The sequence below is a fragment of the Pseudomonas sp. S3E12 genome, assembly GCF_001702295.1.
GTDB classification, from domain to species: domain Bacteria; phylum Pseudomonadota; class Gammaproteobacteria; order Pseudomonadales; family Pseudomonadaceae; genus Aquipseudomonas; species Aquipseudomonas marginalis.
On the sequence record NZ_MBDT01000029.1, the window covers coordinates 55,369 to 72,711 of the forward strand.

Here is a 17,343-nt window from a genome sequence, read left to right on the forward strand (position 1 = left end):
GAACTCTATTGGGTTTAAATCCTCTGATAGGAGGAAATACACCCCGACTCGCGTTAAACTGCGCGGGTTTTTAGCCCCCCCTTCATCGGAGCCTTCCATGTCCCGCGTTACCTTGAGTCGCTATTTGATTGAGCAGACCCGCAGCAACAACACGCCTGCCGATCTGCGCTTCCTTATCGAAGTGGTGGCGCGTGCTTGCAAGGAAATCAGCCACGCCGTGTCCAAAGGCGCACTGGGTGGTGTCCTGGGCAGCATGGGCACTGAAAACGTGCAGGGCGAAGTGCAGAAGAAGCTCGACGTGATTTCCAACGAAATCCTGCTCGAAGCCAACGAATGGGGCGGTCACCTGGCCGGCATGGCGTCCGAAGAAATGGACAATGCCTACCAGATCCCGGGCAAATACCCGAAAGGCGCCTACCTGCTGGTGTTCGATCCACTGGACGGCTCTTCCAACATCGACATCAACGCCCCGGTTGGCACCATCTTCTCGGTACTGCGTTGCCCGAACGAATACCTGAGCCAGAACGAAGCCCTGAACGAAAAGGCCTTCCTGCAGCCAGGCACCGAGCAGGTCGCTGCCGGCTACGCGATCTACGGCCCACAGACCATGCTGGTGCTGACCCTGGGCGATGGCGTCAAGGGCTTCACCCTGGACCGTGAAATGGGCAGCTTCGTCCTCACCCATGAAGACATCACCATTCCGGCTTCCACCCAGGAATTCGCGATCAACATGTCCAACCAGCGCCACTGGGAAGAACCGGTCAAGCGCTATGTGAACGAGTTGATGGAAGGCGAAGAAGGCCCGTTGAAGAAGAACTTCAACATGCGTTGGGTCGCGGCGATGGTGGCCGATGTGCACCGTATCCTGACCCGTGGCGGCCTGTTCATGTACCCACGCGACAGCCGCGAGCCGTCCAAGCCGGGCAAGCTGCGCCTGATGTACGAAGCCAATCCGATGTCCTTCCTGGTCGAGCAGGCGGGCGGTGCGTCCACCGACGGCCACCAGCGTATCCTCGATATCCAGCCTGACGGCTTGCACCAGCGTGTGGCGGTGTTCCTGGGTTCCAAGGAAGAAGTTGAGCGTGTGACCGCTTACCACAAGAAGTAAGCTGCGGCGATAAGTGAACGGCGTTGTTGTGAGCCGGTTCACCCTTAAAGAAGCCCCGAAACGTTTCAGCGTTTTCGGGGCTTTTTTGTTTTCGTTCGTCGGGAACCAGACACCCCTTTTCCCTTCTAAGCTTCTGGCAGATACCCAAGCTGCTTCGTCCCTCCAGGAGTTATTCCATGTCGTTACGCCGTCTCGCTTTGCTGGCTTTTTGCGTGCTGTTGGCCGCTTGCAGCAAGGTCAATCAAGAAAACTACGCAAAGTTGTCGGCCGGCATGCCTAAGGCCGAGGTGGAGTCGCTGCTGGGCAAGCCGACCGATTGTTCCGGCGCACTGGGCATGTCCAGCTGCACATGGGGCGATAAAAACAGCTTTATCAGCGTTCAATATGCCGGTGACAAAGTTCTGATGTTTTCCGGGCAAGGCCTGAAGTAAACCGGGGCGAAAGCCTGCGGGAGAAGAAGAATGATGCGTTTTGTTTTGTTCCTTTGCGCCAGCCTGTTTTTGGCGGGCTGCGCCAGCCATTCTGGCGATGATCTGCAACCCAAGACAGCGAGCAACGTCAACCTCAAGCGTTACCAGGGCACCTGGTATGAGTTGGCCCGATTGCCGATGTACTTCCAGCGTAACTGCGCGCAGTCCGAAGCCCGCTACACATTGCTGCCTGATGGCGATATGTCGGTATTCAACCGCTGCCTCACCACCGAGTGGAAGTGGGAAGAAGCCAAGGGCACGGCCACGCCGCAGGTGCCTGGCAAGACCGACAAGCTCTGGGTGGAATTCAACAACTGGTTTACATCGCTGCTGCCAGGCGTCGCCAAGGGCGATTACTGGGTGCTGTACGTCAGCGATGACTACAAGACCGCCATCGTCGGCAGCCCGAGCCGGCGCTATATGTGGATCCTGTCACGCACGCCGACGGTCAGCGCGGACACCCGCGAAGACCTGTTGAGCAGGGCGCGGCAGCAAGGGTATGACACCACGCGGTTGATCTGGCGTACGTCGGATAAGCAGATGGCGAAGACTTCGCAGTAACTCTGGATCACCACAGATCCAATTGTGGGAGGGAGCAAGCCCCTCCCACATTTTCTAACCGAGTAACGCTCTTAAGACCTGCGTAAATGCCTGGCTGCTGTCTTCTTCGCCGGCATGATGCCCGTCGCGCACTACCCACTTGCCGTTGACCAGTACGTCGCGCACCTGCCGATCGCCGCCGGCAAACAACCAGCGATTGAGAATGCCGTCGTCTGTCGCTGTCGCCAGGTAAGGATCGTTACCGTCCAGTACGATCCAATCCGCACGCTTGCCCACTTCCAGTCGACCTATCGGCTGCCCCAGCGCCTGTGCGCCACCGTCCAGCGCCGCATCGAACAACGTCCGGCCGACCATCGGCTGGTCGCTGCGATACAAGCGATTGCGCCGTTGATCGCGCAGGCGTTGGCCGTATTCCAGCCAGCGCAGTTCTTCCACCACGCTCAGGGACACATGGCTGTCGGAACCGATGCCCAGGCGTCCGTCCTGGGCGAGATAATCCACGGCCGGGAAAATCCCGTCGCCCAGATTCGCCTCGGTGGTCAGGCACAAACCGGCAATTGCGCGGCTCTTGGCCATGCGCGTCACTTCTTCCGGGTTGGCGTGGGTCGCGTGCACCACGCACCAACGTTCATCGACCTCGACGTTGTCGTACAGCCATTGCAACGGGCGTTTGCCGCTCCAGGCCAGGCAGTCGTCGACTTCCTTTTGCTGTTCGGCGATATGGATATGCACCGGGCACGTCTTGTCGCTGGCGGCCAATACCTCATTGATCTGCTGTGGCGTAACCGCGCGCAGGGAGTGGAAGCACAAGCCCAGTTGCTGCGCCGGTTGCGCCGCGAGGATCGGTTTGAGGTGCGCCTGCAGGTCCAGGTAGTTTTCGGTGCTGTTGATAAACCGTCGCTGGCCTTCGTTCGGCGCCTGCCCGCCAAAACCCGAGTGGGTGTAGAGCACGGGCACCAAGGTCAGGCCAATACCGCTGCTGGCGGCCGCGTGGCTGATCTGCCGCGACAGTTCCGTACGGTCGGCGTACGGCTGGCCGCTGACGTCATGATGCACATAGTGGAATTCGGCCACCGAGGTGTAGCCGGCCTTGAGCATCTCGATATACAACTGCCGCGCGATCACCTGCAGTTGCTCCGGGCTGATCTTGCCGACCATGCGGTACATCAGGTCGCGCCAGGTCCAGAAACTGTCATTCGGGTTGCCGGCTACTTCGGCCAACCCCGCCATGGCGCGCTGAAAGGCGTGGGAGTGCAGGTTCGGCATGCCCGCCAATACCGGGCCCCTGAGCCGTTCGGCACCGGCTGCGCTGGCGTTGGCCTCAACCTGTGTCAGCAGGCCATCGGCGCTGACTTCAAGACGTACATCGTTGGCCCATCCACTAGGCAGCAGCGCGCGTTCGGCAAAGAAAGCGGACATGATTAGAGCACCCCGGTCGTGTGTTTATTTGTATATACATATACAGACGTTTGCCTGCTCGGTAAACTCCGGCAATCTATGCATCTTTTCCCCTTGCAAGGATTCCCTGTGCCGACTCCGCCCGCCAAGTCTTCACTGGCTGCCCACATGGACGAAAGTCCGGCGCCCTTGTATGCCCGCGTCAAACAGATGATCAGCCAGCAGATCCTCAACGGCAACTGGCCGCCCCATTACCGCGTACCGTCGGAGAGCGAACTGGTCAGCCAGTTGGGCTTCAGCCGCATGACCATCAACCGCGCGCTGCGTGAGCTTACTGCCGAAGGTTTGCTGGTGCGCATGCAAGGTGTCGGCACGTTCGTCGCCGAGCCCAAGAGCCAGTCGGCGCTGTTTGAAGTGCACAACATTGCCGATGAGATCGCCTCTCGCGGTCATCGGCATACCTGCCAGGTCATCACCCTGGGCGAAGAGGCTGCCGGTTCCGAACGCGCCGTCGCCCTGGAAATGCGCGAAGGCGGGCGGGTGTTCCACTCGCTGATCGTGCATTACGAAAACGATATTCCCGTGCAAATCGAGGACCGTTTCGTCAACGCCCTGGTCGCGCCGGAGTACCTGCAACAGGACTTCACCCTGCAAACCCCCTATGCCTATCTCAACCAGGTGGCGCCGTTGACCGAAGGCGAGCACGTGGTCGAAGCGATTCTCGCCGACTCTGCCGAGTGCGAGTTGCTGCAGATCGAGCCGAGCGAGCCGTGCCTGTTGATTCGCCGGCGTACCTGGTCCGGCCGTCAGCCGGTGACTGCCGCGCGTTTGATCCACCCCGGTTCCCGCCACAGCCTGGAAGGACGGTTCAGTAAATGAGTGCAGTAAAAGTCTGGCGCGCCGCCGATTACGTGCGCATGCCGTGGAAAAACGGCGGCGGCAGTACTGAAGAAATCACCCGCGATGCCGGCGAGGGCCTGGAAGGCTTCGGCTGGCGCCTGTCGATTGCCGATATCGGCGAGTCTGGCGGGTTTTCCACCTTTGCCGGCTACCAGCGCGTGATCACTGTGATCAAAGGCGCAGGCATGGTGCTGACCGTGGATGGTGAGGAGCAGCGCGGGTTGTTACCGCTGCAACCGTTCGCCTTCAAGGGCGACAGCCAGGTTTCATGCCGCTTGATTACCGGGCCGATCCGCGACTTCAACCTGATCTACTCGCCCCAGCGTTACCATGCGCGGTTGCAGTGGGTGGATGGTGTACAGCGGTTCTTTACTACGGCGCAGACGGTGCTGGTGTTCAGCGTGGCGGATGAAGTGAAGGTGCTGGACGAGGTACTGGGCCATCACGATTGCCTGCAAGTGGACGGTAACAGCGGTCTGCTGGATATTTCCGTCACGGGTCGCTGCTGCATTATCGAACTGACCCCGCGGGGTTAAAAAATGTGGGAGGGGGCTTGCTCCCGATAGCGGTGGATCAGTGGGTATATCCTGGGCTGACACACCGCAATCGGGAGCAAGCCCCCTCCCACATTTGTTTCTCACTGTTCTTGCGATCTGTTTCCAGGTCTCGCACCAATTTGTTACCGAACGCCCCAGCGTGGCGCAAAACCGCGCTGTCGTGACACACCTCCTTCGCTATAAAACCCCTTCGCAAGAAATTTCATCACGCCTCGAAGCCCTGATTTCCAAGGCTCGTACGCGCTTTTCAGAAAAATCCGAATACCTTCCTCAGAAAGTTGGCCGCTTGATTGCATATGCTTGTATGTACAAGTAAAGATGTGTGCGTAAGACTCTCCTTCGCACCATCCATGTTCGCGCATCGATCGCCGAGGAGTTCTTGTTGTGACCAAGCCTACAAAATACCGTGACGTCGAAATCCGCGCCGCTCGCGGTAACAAGCTCACCGCCAAAAGCTGGCTGACTGAAGCGCCGCTGCGCATGCTGATGAACAACCTCGACCCCCAAGTGGCCGAGAACCCCAAGGAACTGGTGGTGTACGGCGGTATCGGCCGTGCAGCGCGCAACTGGGAGTGCTACGACCAGATCGTCGAGAGCCTCACCCACCTGAATGACGATGAAACCCTGCTGGTGCAGTCCGGCAAGCCGGTCGGCGTGTTCAAGACCCACAGCAATGCCCCACGCGTGCTGATCGCCAACTCCAACCTGGTGCCGCACTGGGCCAGTTGGGAGCACTTCAACGAGCTGGACGCCAAGGGCCTGGCCATGTACGGCCAGATGACCGCCGGCAGCTGGATCTACATCGGCAGCCAGGGCATCGTCCAGGGCACCTACGAAACCTTCGTCGAAGCCGGTCGCCAGCACTACGATTCAAACCTCAAGGGCCGTTGGGTCCTCACCGCCGGTCTCGGCGGCATGGGCGGTGCACAGCCTCTGGCCGCGACACTGGCCGGTGCATGCTCGCTGAATATCGAGTGCCAGCAGGTCAGCATCGATTTCCGCCTCAACAGCCGCTACGTCGATGAGCAAGCCACCGACCTCGACGACGCCCTGGCCCGCATCGCCAAGTACACAAAGGAGGGCAAGGCCATCTCCATCGCGCTGCTGGGTAACGCCGCTGAAATCCTGCCGGAACTGGTCAAGCGTGGCGTGCGCCCGGACATGGTCACCGACCAGACCAGCGCCCACGACCCGCTCAACGGTTACCTGCCGGCCGGCTGGACCTGGGACGAATACCGCGCCCGCGCCAAGACCGAACCGGCTGCCGTGATCAAGGCCGCCAAGCAGTCGATGGCGGTGCACGTCAAAGCCATGCTGGAATTCCAGAAGCAAGGCATCCCGACCTTCGACTACGGCAACAACATCCGCCAGATGGCCCAGGAAGAGGGCGTGGAAAACGCCTTCGACTTCCCAGGCTTCGTACCGGCGTACATTCGCCCGCTGTTCTGCCGTGGCATCGGCCCGTTCCGCTGGGCTGCGCTGTCGGGCGACCCGCAGGACATCTACAAGACCGACGCCAAAGTCAAAGAGCTGATCCCCGACGACGCCCACCTGCACAACTGGCTGGACATGGCCCGCGAGCGCATCAGCTTCCAGGGCCTGCCGGCGCGTATCTGCTGGGTCGGCCTGGGCCAACGCGCCAAGCTCGGCCTGGCGTTCAACGAGATGGTGCGCAGCGGCGAGCTGTCGGCGCCAGTGGTGATCGGCCGTGACCACCTGGACTCCGGCTCGGTCGCCAGCCCCAACCGCGAAACCGAATCCATGCAGGACGGTTCCGACGCCGTGTCCGACTGGCCGTTGCTCAACGCCTTGCTCAACACCGCCAGCGGCGCGACCTGGGTTTCGTTGCACCACGGCGGCGGCGTGGGCATGGGCTTCTCCCAGCACTCCGGCATGGTCATCGTCTGTGACGGTACCGACGAAGCGGCCGAGCGCATTGCCCGCGTGCTGCACAACGACCCGGCCACCGGTGTGATGCGTCACGCAGACGCTGGTTACCAGATCGCCATCGACTGCGCCAAAGAGCAGGGCCTCAATCTTCCAATGATCAAGTAACCCGATGTGGGAGGGGGCTTGCCCCCGATGGCGGCGAACCCAGGACAATCCATCAGAGGTTGAATACACATGGCTGCAAACGACACCACCCCGTTGATCGAAAGGCGTTCGATCGACTACATCCCGGAAGCGGAAAGACACGGTCGTCTATTGAGCCAGTTCACCCTGTGGCTGGGTGCCAACCTGCAGATCACCGCGATCGTCACCGGGGCCCTGGCCGTGGTGCTGGGCGGTGATGTGTTTTGGTCGTTGCTCGGTCTGTTGATCGGTCAACTGCTGGGCGGTGGCGTGATGGCGTTGCATGCGGCGCAAGGGCCCAGGCTGGGCCTGCCGCAGATGATCTCCAGCCGGGTGCAGTTCGGTGTGTACGGCGCGGCGATCCCGATCGTGCTGGTCTGCCTGATGTACCTCGGTTTCACCGCAACCGGCACCGTGCTTTCCGGCCAGGCCCTGGGCCAGTTGTTTGGTGTCAGCGACAGCGTCGGGATCCTGATCTTCGCCAGTGTCATCGTGCTGGTCACGGTGCTCGGTTACCGGGTGATCCACTTCATCGGCCGCGTTGCCAGCGTCATTGGCGTGATTGCCTTTGTCTACCTGTTCAGCCGTCTGATGAGCCAGGCCGATGTCGGCGCACTCCTGCAAATCCGCCACTTCAGCTGGAGCAGCTTCCTGCTGGCGGTGTCGCTCGCGGCCTCCTGGCAAATCGCCTTCGGCCCGTACGTGGCGGACTATTCACGCTACCTGCCGAGCAACACGTCCTCGCTGAAAACCTTTCTTGCCGCAGGTGCAGGTTCGGTGGTTGGCGCGCAGGTGGCGATGATCCTCGGCGTGTTCGCGGCGGCCATGTCCAACGGGCAATTTGCCGGTCACGAAGTGGCCTATATCGTCGGCCTGGGCGGTACCGGGGCCACTGCGGCGCTGCTGTATTTCAGCATCGCGTTCGGCAAGGTCACCATCTCCACGCTGAACTCCTACGGCAGCTTCATGTGCATTGCCACGATCATCAGCGGCTTTCGCGGTCGCCTCGAGGTCACGCGCTTGCAGCGCCTGTTTTTCGTACTGGCCATCGTCGGTACGGCGACCCTGATCGCCTTGCTCGGGCAGCACTCGTTCCTGGGGGCGTTCAAGTCCTTCATCCTGTTCCTGCTGGCGTTTTTTACCCCATGGAGCGCGATCAACCTGGTCGACTACTACTGCATCACCCGCGATCGCTACGACGTGCCGGCGCTGGCCGATCCGAACGGGCGCTATGGCCGTTGGAACCTGCTCGGTATCAGCGTGTATGTCTTCGGTGTGCTGGTGCAATTGCCGTTCATCTCCACCAAGTTCTACACCGGTCCCCTGGTGGCGGCCCTGGGGGATGTGGATATTTCCTGGATCATCGGCCTGGTCCTTCCCGCCGCGCTCTATTACTGGGCGGCGAAAAAGTGGCCTCGCGCAACGCCTGAACACCTGACCCTGCCGACAGAGCAGGGCGCTGCACCGACGACGACAAACGGGCTGGTTGCACAGGCCTGATGGGACGTGGACAGGGCAGGATGCCTACTGACTGCCGTAATCCATTTCAAGATTTGGGAGCGTCACAACAATGAAAATGCATAAGACCCTGTTGGCCACCGTGTTTTCCGCGGGCTTGCTGGCCACTGCTGGCGCCCAGGCGGCCGGTTGGTGTGAATCCGGCAAACCGGTGAAATTCGCCGGCCTGAACTGGGAAAGCGGCATGTTGCTCACCGACATCCTGCAAACCGTGCTGGAAAAAGGCTACGACTGCAAAACCGACAGCCTGCCGGGCAACTCCATCACCATGGAAAACGCCTTGAGCAGCAACGACATCCAAGTGTTTGCCGAAGAGTGGGTCGGCCGCAGCGAAGTCTGGAACAAGGCCGAGAAGGCCGGCAAAGTCGTCGGTGTCGGTGCCCCGGTGGTGGGCGCCGTCGAAGGCTGGTACGTACCGCGCTACGTGATCGAAGGCGACGCCAAGCGCAAGCTGGAAGCCAAGGCGCCGGACCTGAAAAACATCGCCGACCTGGCCAAGTACGCCGCGGTGTTCAAGGACCAGGAAGAACCGTCCAAGGGCCGTTTCTACAACTGCCCGGCCGGCTGGACCTGCGAGCTGGACAACAGCGAAATGCTCAAGAGCTATGGCCTGGAAAGCACCTACACCAACTTCCGCCCAGGCACCGGCCCGGCGCTGGATGCGGCGGTGCTGTCGAGCTACAAGCGTGGCGAGCCGATCCTGTTCTACTACTGGTCGCCAACCCCGCTGATGGGCCAGGTCGACCTGGTCAAGCTGGAAGAAAAACCCGGTGTGGATAAGACCGTGAGCATCAAGGTCGGCCTGTCCAAGACCTTCCACGAACAAGCCCCGGAACTGGTGGCCGTGCTGGAAAAAGTCAACCTGCCCATCGACCTGCTGAACCAGAACCTGGGGCGCATGGCCAAGGAGCGTATTGAGTCGCCGAAACTGGCGAAAATTTTCCTCAAGGAACATCCTGAAGTCTGGCACGCCTGGGTGAGCGACGAGGCAGCCAAGAAAATCGACGCGGCCTTGTAGGTCAAGTGTGCCCGGCTACCCTCATGGGTAGCCGGGCGCCTGGCCACAACCCACTGGATCGAGAGCACGCTATGTTTCCTGAGAGTTTTACGTTTTCCATCGCCGACTGGGTCAATGGTTGGGTGGATTCACTGGTTACCAATTACGGCGATGTGTTCCGGCACATCTCCGACACCCTGCTGTGGGCCATCGTCAACCTGGAAGGGCTGCTGCGCGCCGCCCCCTGGTGGCTGATGCTGGCCATCGTCGGCGCCGTTGCCTGGCATGCCACCCGCAAGGTGCTGACCACGGCGGTGATCGTCGGTCTGCTGTTCCTGGTGGGCGCGGTCGGCCTGTGGGACAAGCTGATGCAGACCCTGGCGCTGATGATGGTCGCCACGGTGATCTCGGTGTTGATCGGCATCCCGCTGGGCATCCTGTCGGCGCGCAGCAATCGCCTGCGTTCGGTGTTGATGCCGCTGCTCGACATCATGCAGACCATGCCCAGCTTCGTGTACCTGATCCCGGTGCTGATGCTGTTCGGCCTGGGCAAGGTGCCGGCGATTTTCGCCACGGTGATCTACGCCGCACCGCCGCTGATTCGCTTGACCGACCTGGGGATTCGCCAGGTCGACGGCGAAGTCATGGAAGCCATCAACGCCTTTGGTGCCAACCGCTGGCAACAGCTGTTCGGCGTGCAATTGCCGCTGGCGCTGCCGAGCATCATGGCCGGTATCAACCAGACCACCATGATGGCGTTGTCGATGGTAGTGATCGCCTCGATGATCGGCGCCCGTGGCTTAGGTGAAGACGTATTGGTCGGCATCCAGACCCTCAACGTCGGCCGTGGCCTCGAAGCCGGGCTGGCGATCGTGATTCTCGCCGTGGTCATCGACCGCATTACCCAGGCCTATGGTCGTCCACGGCATGAGGCGAGCAAATGACTACTGTCAGCAAAATCGAAGTTAAAAACGTCTTCAAGATCTTCGGCGCCCGCTCCAAGGAGGCGCTGGCGATGGTCGGCCAAGGCAAGACCAAGGACCAGGTGCTGGCCGAGACCGGCTGCGTGGTCGGCGTGAACGATTTGTCCCTGAGCATCGGCACCGGTGAGATCTTCGTGATCATGGGTCTGTCGGGCTCGGGTAAATCCACGCTGGTGCGCCACTTCAACCGCCTGATCGACCCCACCAGCGGCGCGATCCTGGTGGACGGCGAAGACATCCTGCAACTGGACATGGACGCCCTGCGCCAGTTCCGTCGGCACAAGATCAGCATGGTGTTCCAGAGCTTCGGCCTGCTGCCCCACAAGAGCGTACTCGACAACGTCGCCTACGGCCTCAAGGTGCGTGGCGAAACCAAGCAGGTCTGCGCCGAACGCGCGCTGCACTGGATCGAAACCGTGGGCCTCAAGGGCTACGAAAACAAATACCCGCACCAGCTTTCCGGTGGCATGCGCCAGCGTGTCGGCCTGGCCCGCGCCCTGGCCGCTGACACCGACATCATCCTGATGGACGAAGCCTTCAGCGCCCTCGACCCGCTGATCCGCGCCGAGATGCAGGACCAGTTGCTCGAGCTGCAAAAGACCCTGCACAAGACCATCGTGTTCATCACCCACGACCTCGACGAGGCCGTGCGTATCGGCAACCGCATCGCGATCCTCAAGGACGGCAAGCTGATCCAGGTCGGCACGCCGAGGGAGATCCTGCATTCACCGGCGGATGAGTACGTGGACCGGTTTGTCCAGCGGCGTGCGGCGGTGGTCTGACCCAGGTTCTGTGGTGAGGCTCAAGCTCCCTCCCACATTTGCAATGCATCCCCCTGTGGGAGGGGGCTTGCCCCCGATGAGGCCGGCAAAGCTGTAGAGAATATGAAGAGGTCAACAATGTCCCAGGCAGCAAAAATCATCATCGCCGACACTCCCCTGCGCTGGCAGGAGGTGGTCGCCGTGGCCCGTCACGGTGCGGTGCTCGAACTCTCGGGCCAGGCCTGGGCGCGGATCGACAATGCCCAGGCCATCGTGCAGCGCATCGTTACCAGCGGCGAACGCGCCTACGGCGTGAACACCGGGTTGGGCGCATTGTGCAACGTGTCGCTTAAAGGCGAGCAACTGAGCCAGCTGTCGCGCAATACTCTGTTGAGTCACGCCTGTGGCGTCGGCCCGGTACTCGGCGACGAGCAGACCCGCGCGATCATCTGCGCGGCGGTCATCAACTACAGCCACGGCAAATCCGGCCTGCATCCGCAGGTGGTGCATTCGCTGCTGGCACTGCTCAACCACGGCATCACGCCGCAAGTACCGTCCCAGGGCTCGGTGGGTTACCTGACCCATATGGCTCATGTCGGTGTGGCGCTGCTGGGTGTAGGAAATGTGAGCTATCGCGGCCGGATCGTGCCGGCGCAACAAGCCCTGGACGAAGAAGGTTTGCAGCCGGTGGTGCTCGGCGCCAAGGACGGCCTGTGCCTGGTCAACGGCACGCCGTGCATGACCGGCCTGAGCTGCCTGGCCCTGGCCGACGCCCATCATTTACTGCAATGGGCCGACGTGATCGGCGCCATGAGCTTCGAGGCACAACGCGGCCAGATCGATGCCTTCGACGAAGAAATCATCGCCCTCAAGCCGCACCCGGGCATGCAGCATGTCGGCCGCAACCTGCGTGCGTTGCTCGATGGCAGTGAAGTGATTGCGAGCAGCAAAGGCATCCGCACCCAGGACGCCCTGAGCCTGCGCTCGATCCCGCAGATCCACGGCGCGGCGCGCGACCAGGTGGAACACGCCACTCGCCAGATCGAGACCGAACTCAACAGCGCCACCGACAACCCGCTGGTGCTCGGCACGCCGGACCACTACCGCGTGGTGTCCCAGGCCAACCCCCACGGCCAGTCCGTCGCCCTGGCCGCCGACCTGCTGGCGATTGCCCTGGCCGAAATCGGCTCGGTGGCCGAGCGCCGCCTCGACCGCCTGATCAACCCCCACGTCAGCGGCCTGCCGGCGTTCCTGGTGAGCAACCCCGGGGTCAACTCCGGGATGATGATCGTGCAGTACGTCGCCGCCTCACTGTGCGGACAGAACCGCCAGTTGGCGCAACCGGCGGTGCTCGACAACTTCGTCACCTCGGGGCTGCAGGAAGACCACCTGAGCATGGGCACCAACGCCGCGCTCAAGCTGCACCAGGTAGTGGCCAACGTCACCCAGATCCTCGCCATCGAGTACCTGCTGGCGGCCCAGGCCTTCGAATTCCTGAAAGACCAGCGCTTCGGCGCGGGCACCGATCGCGCCTGGCGCCTGTTGCGTGAAGTGGTGCCGGCCTATGAGCAGGACCGTTGGCTGGCGCCGGATATTGCGGCCGCCGCCAAGGTGCTCAAGGACACCGCATTACCGAATCTGCACTGAACACTTATTTCAAAAGAATAATTCACAAGGAGTATGAATGTGACTGCGCTAAACCTGATTCCAGGCCAACTGAGCCTCGCCCAACTGCGGGCCATCTACCAGCAGCCGGTAACCCTGCGCCTGGATGACAGTGCCTCGGCCCAGATCGAAGCCAGTGTGGCCTGCGTGGAACAGATTCTCGCCGAGAACCGCACCGCCTACGGCATCAACACCGGTTTCGGCCTGCTGGCCTCGACCCGCATCGCCAGCGAAGACCTGGAAAACCTCCAGCGTTCCCTGGTGTTGTCCCACGCCGCCGGCGTCGGTGAGCCGATCAGCGATGCGCTGGTGCGGCTGGTCATGGTGCTCAAGGTCAATAGCCTCAGCCGTGGGTTCTCCGGGATTCGCCGGCAGGTGATCGACGCACTGATCGCGCTGATCAATGCCGAGGTGTACCCGCATATTCCCCTGAAAGGCTCCGTTGGTGCTTCCGGTGACCTGGCGCCGTTGGCGCATATGTCCCTGGTGCTGCTGGGCGAAGGCAAGGCGCGCTACAAGGGCGAATGGCTGGAAGCTACCGACGCGCTGAAAGTCGCCGGCCTGACGCCGCTGACCCTCGCCGCCAAGGAAGGCCTGGCGCTGCTCAACGGCACCCAGGTGTCCACCGCCTATGCCCTGCGTGGCCTGTTCGAGGGCGAAGACCTGTTCGCCGGCGCCCTGGCGTGCGGCGGCCTTACCGTGGAAGCGGTGCTGGGCTCGCGCTCGCCGTTCGACGCGCGTATTCATGCGGCTCGCGGTCAACGTGGGCAGATCGATTCGGCGGCGGCCTATCGTGACCTGCTGGGTGAGAGCAGCCAGGTGTCGCAGTCGCACCAGAACTGCGACAAGGTGCAGGACCCGTACTCCCTGCGCTGCCAGCCACAAGTCATGGGCGCCTGCCTGACCCAGTTGCGCCAGGCGGCCGAGGTGCTGGTGGTCGAAGCCAACGCCGTGTCCGATAACCCGTTGGTATTTGCCGCTGAGGGTGACGTGATCTCCGGTGGCAACTTCCACGCCGAACCGGTGGCCATGGCCGCTGACAACATGGCCCTGGCCATCGCCGAAATCGGCTCCCTGAGCGAGCGCCGTATCTCGCTGATGATGGACAAGCACATGTCGCAACTGCCGCCGTTCCTGGTGGGCAATGGTGGGGTGAACTCCGGTTTCATGATCGCCCAGGTGACCGCCGCCGCCCTCGCCAGTGAGAACAAGGCATTGGCTCATCCCCATAGCGTCGACAGCATCCCGACGTCCGCCAACCAGGAAGACCACGTGTCGATGGCCCCGGCTGCCGGCAAGCGCCTGTGGGAAATGGCCGAGAACACCCGCGGCATCCTCGCGGTGGAATGGCTGGCCGCGTGCCAGGGCCTGGACCTGCGCGAAGGCCTGAAAACCTCGCCGAAACTGGAAAAAGCCCGTGGCTTGTTGCGCGACAAAGTGGCGTTCTACGACAAGGACCGCTTCTTCGCCCCGGACATCATCGCCGCCAGCGAACTGCTCGCCAGCCGCTGCCTGAATGAGCTGGTGCCGGCCACGTTGCTGCCGAGCCTGTAAGCGGTTCAGAGAACGGCATGGCTCTCTGTGGTGAGCGAGCTTGCTCGCGCCGGGCTGCGCAGCAGCCCCAAAAAAGGCCGCGAGCGCTTCGCACTCGAGCGCGAGCAAGCTCGCTCACCACAAACAACTTTCTCAGGATAAAAATAATTAGGGACGAGAAATGCACCAGCAAGAAAAGGGTTTGAAACGCGGGCTGAGCGCCCGACATATTCGCTTCATGGCCCTCGGTTCCGCGATCGGCACCGGGCTGTTCTACGGTTCCGCCTCGGCCATCCAGATGGCTGGCCCCGCCGTGCTGCTGGCCTACCTGATCGGCGGCGCCGCGGTGTTCATGGTGATGCGCGCCCTCGGTGAAATGGCCGTGCACAACCCGGTCTCCGGCTCCTTCGGCCAATACGCCAGCACCTACCTGGGCCCGTTGGCCGGTTTTATCCTGGGCTGGACCTACGCCTTTGAAATGATCATCGTCTGTCTCGCCGACGTCACCGCCTTCGGCATCTACATGGGCTTCTGGTTTCCCGAGGTCGCACGCTGGGTCTGGGTGCTCGGCATCGTGTTTTTGATCGGCGGCCTGAACCTGTGCAACGTCAAGGTCTTTGGCGAGATGGAGTTCTGGCTGTCGCTGCTCAAGGTCGGCGCCATCGTGGCGATGATCCTCGGCGGTTTCGGCATCATGCTGTTCGGCATCCACTCGGCCGGCGAAACCCAGGCCAGCGGCCTGAGCAACCTGTGGGCCCACGGCGGCTTCATGCCCAACGGCATTGGTGGGCTGATCGCCTCGTTTGCCGTGGTGATGTTCGCGTTTGGCGGCATCGAGATCATCGGCATCACCGCCGGTGAAGCCAAGGACCCGCAGCGCGTGATCCCCAAGGCGATCAACGCCGTGCCGCTGCGCATCCTGTTGTTCTACGTGCTGACGTTGTTTGTCTTGATGGCCATCTACCCATGGCCGCAGATCGGCAGCCAGGGCAGCCCGTTCGTGCAGATCTTCAGCAACCTCGGGATAGGCTCGGCGGCGACCCTCCTCAATATCGTGGTGATTTCGGCGGCCGTGTCGGCCATCAACAGCGACATCTTCGGTGCCGGCCGCATGATGTACGGCCTGGCGCAGCAAGGGCAGGCGCCCAAGGGCTTTGCCCGGTTGTCCGCGCAAGGCGTACCGTGGATGACGGTGGTGGTGATGGGCGCCGCCTTGCTCGGCGGTGTGCTGCTCAACTACCTGATCCCGGAAAACGTGTTCCTGCTGATCGCGTCGATTGCCACCTTCGCCACCGTATGGGTGTGGCTGATGATCCTGTTCACCCAGGTCGCCATGCGCCGCTCGATGACGAAAGAGCAGGTCGCCGAATTGAAATTCCCGGTGCCGTTCTGGCCCTACGCACCAGCTGCGGCCATCGTGTTCATGCTGTTTGTGTTTGGCGTGCTCGGTTACTTCCCGGACACCCAGGCGGCCTTGCTGGTCGGTGCGGTGTGGATCGTGTTGCTGGTCGTTGCCTATCTGCTGTGGGTCAAGCCCGCCGCCGGGCAAGCGGCCAAGGTCCATTACGACCCGGCCTTGTCTCATCGATAACTTAGGGAGGCGTTGATGAAAACCCTTTGGCAACACTGCCACGTCGCAACCATGGCCCAGGGCAAATACTCGATCATCGAGGATGCCGCCCTGGTCACCGCCGGTTCGCTCATCGAGTGGATCGGTCCGCGCAGCGAAGTACCGACGGCAGATTACGCCCAGGTGCATGACCTGCACGGCGCGTGGGTCACCCCCGGGCTGATCGACTGCCACACCCACGCGGTGTTTGGCGGCAATCGCAGCGGCGAATTCGAGCAGCGCCTCGAGGGCGTGAGCTATGCCGACATCGCGGCCAAGGGCGGCGGTATTGCCAGCACCGTGCGTGCCACCCGCGCTGCCACGGAGGATGAACTCTTCGCCAGCGCCCATAAGCGCCTGCGCAGCCTGCTGCGCGACGGCGTTACCACGGTGGAGATCAAGTCCGGCTACGGCCTGGACCTGGCCAACGAGCGCAAGATGTTGCGTGTGGCTCGGCGCCTGGGAGAAGCGCTGCCGGTCAGCGTGCGTGCCACGTGCCTGGCGGCCCATGCATTGCCGCCGGAGTACAAGGACCGCGCCGATGATTACATCGAGCACATCTGCGCCGAGATGCTGCCGGCCTTGGCGGAGGAAGGATTGGTGGACGCGGTGGATGCGTTCTGCGAATACCTGGCGTTTTCCACCGAGCAGGTGGAGCGGGTGTTCAAGGTCGCCCGGCAACTCGGCCTGCCGGTGAAGCTGCACGCCGAGCAGTTGTCGTCGCTGCACGGCTCCAGCCTGGCGGCGCGTTACCACGCGCTGTCGGCGGATCACCTGGAATTCATGACCGAAGAAGACGCCATCGCCATGGCCGCTGCCGGCACCGTCGCGGTCTTGCTGCCGGGGGCGTTCTACTTCCTGCGCGAAACCCAGCTGCCGCCGATGGACGCCCTGCGCAGGCACGGCGTGAAGATCGCCATCGCCAGCGACCTCAACCCCGGCACCTCGCCGGCGTTGTCGGTGCGCCTGATGCTGAACATGGCCTGCACCCTGTTCCGCATGACCCCGGAAGAAGCCCTGGCCGGTGTCACACAACATGCGGCCACCGCCCTGGGCATGGGCGACACCCATGGGTCCCTGGAAGTGGGCAAGGTGGCCGACTTTGTCGCGTGGCAGATCGATCGCCCCGCCGACCTTGCCTATTGGCTGGGCGGTGAGCTGGATAAACGCGTCGTGCGCCACGGCGTCGACGTCACTGTATAAGGAGCAC

15 protein-coding genes are annotated in these 17,343 nt (G+C 62.2%); 14 read left to right on the forward strand and 1 reads right to left on the reverse strand.

Annotated features, from left to right (window positions below; all coding sequences use genetic code 11):
* The first annotated feature begins 97 nt into the window (after window positions 1–97).
* From BB029_RS21885 to BB029_RS21895, 3 genes are all read left to right on the forward strand, one after another.
* Window positions 98–1,108 carry a class 1 fructose-bisphosphatase gene (locus BB029_RS21885; protein WP_027605062.1) on the forward strand — a complete coding sequence of 337 codons (1,011 nt, stop codon included), beginning with the start codon at window positions 98–100 and terminating at the stop codon, window positions 1,106–1,108.
* A 176-nt stretch (window positions 1,109–1,284) separates the two neighbouring features.
* On the forward strand, window positions 1,285–1,539 hold the full coding sequence (locus BB029_RS21890) for a hypothetical protein (protein ID WP_027605061.1): 255 nt from the start codon (window positions 1,285–1,287) through the stop codon (window positions 1,537–1,539).
* 30 nt (window positions 1,540–1,569) lie between these two features.
* A complete protein-coding gene (locus tag BB029_RS21895; RefSeq protein WP_027605060.1) occupies window positions 1,570–2,139 on the forward strand; it encodes a lipocalin family protein in 570 nt (189 codons plus the stop codon).
* Between the two features lie 54 nt (window positions 2,140–2,193).
* On the opposite strand, the gene BB029_RS21900 is transcribed toward BB029_RS21895, so the two are convergent.
* Entirely contained in the window at window positions 2,194–3,558 is a 1,365-nt protein-coding gene (locus BB029_RS21900; RefSeq protein ID WP_065940750.1) for a formimidoylglutamate deiminase, read from the reverse strand.
* 147 nt (window positions 3,559–3,705) lie between these two features.
* Here BB029_RS21900 and hutC point away from each other — a divergent pair, with 147 nt between their 5' ends.
* The 11 genes from hutC to hutI all read left to right on the forward strand — a co-directional run bounded on the left by hutC (window position 3,706) and on the right by hutI (window position 17,336).
* Window positions 3,706–4,416 (forward strand): histidine utilization repressor, encoded by a 711-nt coding sequence (hutC, locus tag BB029_RS21905; RefSeq protein ID WP_371914630.1) that lies wholly within the window; start codon window positions 3,706–3,708, stop codon window positions 4,414–4,416.
* Window positions 4,413–4,973 carry a HutD family protein gene (locus BB029_RS21910; protein WP_065940752.1) on the forward strand — a complete coding sequence of 187 codons (561 nt, stop codon included), beginning with the start codon at window positions 4,413–4,415 and terminating at the stop codon, window positions 4,971–4,973. Before hutC ends, BB029_RS21910 begins: the two co-directional genes overlap by 4 nt.
* A 405-nt stretch (window positions 4,974–5,378) precedes the next feature.
* Window positions 5,379–7,049 (forward strand): urocanate hydratase, encoded by a 1,671-nt coding sequence (gene hutU / locus BB029_RS21915; protein WP_065940753.1) that lies wholly within the window; start codon window positions 5,379–5,381, stop codon window positions 7,047–7,049.
* A 69-nt stretch (window positions 7,050–7,118) separates the two neighbouring features.
* Window positions 7,119–8,567, forward strand: coding sequence for a cytosine permease (locus tag BB029_RS21920; protein WP_027605055.1), 1,449 nt, complete (start codon window positions 7,119–7,121; stop codon window positions 8,565–8,567).
* Between the two features lie 70 nt (window positions 8,568–8,637).
* A complete protein-coding gene (locus BB029_RS21925) occupies window positions 8,638–9,603 on the forward strand; it encodes an ABC transporter substrate-binding protein (protein WP_027605054.1) in 966 nt (321 codons plus the stop codon).
* A gap of 71 nt (window positions 9,604–9,674) precedes the next feature.
* Window positions 9,675–10,526, forward strand: coding sequence for a proline/glycine betaine ABC transporter permease (locus tag BB029_RS21930; RefSeq protein WP_027605053.1), 852 nt, complete (start codon window positions 9,675–9,677; stop codon window positions 10,524–10,526).
* Window positions 10,523–11,347 (forward strand): glycine betaine/L-proline ABC transporter ATP-binding protein, encoded by an 825-nt coding sequence (locus BB029_RS21935; protein WP_065940754.1) that lies wholly within the window; start codon window positions 10,523–10,525, stop codon window positions 11,345–11,347. Before BB029_RS21930 ends, BB029_RS21935 begins: the two co-directional genes overlap by 4 nt.
* A gap of 117 nt (window positions 11,348–11,464) precedes the next feature.
* Window positions 11,465–12,973, forward strand: a complete 1,509-nt coding sequence (gene hutH, locus BB029_RS21940) for a histidine ammonia-lyase (RefSeq protein WP_065940755.1) — start codon at window positions 11,465–11,467, stop codon at window positions 12,971–12,973.
* Between the two features lie 33 nt (window positions 12,974–13,006).
* Window positions 13,007–14,545, forward strand: a complete 1,539-nt coding sequence (hutH, locus tag BB029_RS21945; protein ID WP_141696571.1) for a histidine ammonia-lyase — start codon at window positions 13,007–13,009, stop codon at window positions 14,543–14,545.
* A gap of 160 nt (window positions 14,546–14,705) precedes the next feature.
* Complete coding sequence (locus BB029_RS21950) at window positions 14,706–16,115, forward strand: amino acid permease (RefSeq protein ID WP_065940756.1); 1,410 nt, start codon at window positions 14,706–14,708, stop codon at window positions 16,113–16,115.
* A gap of 15 nt (window positions 16,116–16,130) precedes the next feature.
* A complete protein-coding gene (hutI, locus tag BB029_RS21955; protein ID WP_065940757.1) occupies window positions 16,131–17,336 on the forward strand; it encodes an imidazolonepropionase in 1,206 nt (401 codons plus the stop codon).
* Window positions 17,337–17,343 lie beyond the last annotated feature (7 nt).